Origin of the sequence: Pseudomonas sp. UM16 (assembly GCF_050312595.1) — a bacterium.
Lineage (GTDB): Bacteria > Pseudomonadota > Gammaproteobacteria > Pseudomonadales > Pseudomonadaceae > Aquipseudomonas.
Window position 1 is genome coordinate 1 of record NZ_JBNPJT010000097.1, and the last position, 239, is coordinate 239.

The window sequence follows — 239 nt, forward strand, 5'->3', positions numbered from 1 at the left end:
AGCAGGGCGATATGAACTTCATTCGCCCTGGCCATCATGTAGGCCTCTTGGCTGGTACTTGATGGCGTGGACAGGTCGCCGAGGATGACGAGCTCCCCCGCTAACACAACGCTGTTTGATATGTGGCTGTTGAGGGCTATGAACTTGCGATTCGCGATACCGGAAAGGTTAAGCCCGGCTCTCAAGGAATCGAAGGTTTGGGTTTTGGTATTTATAAAAACCTGAGGCTCAGCCATGTT

1 pseudogene is annotated in these 239 nt (G+C 51.9%); it reads right to left on the minus strand.

From position 1 onward, the window contains the following. Positions 1 to 236 (minus strand): annotated as a pseudogene (locus ACQRAX_RS25735) (hypothetical protein); the annotation flags it as partial. Positions 237 to 239 lie beyond the last annotated feature (3 nt).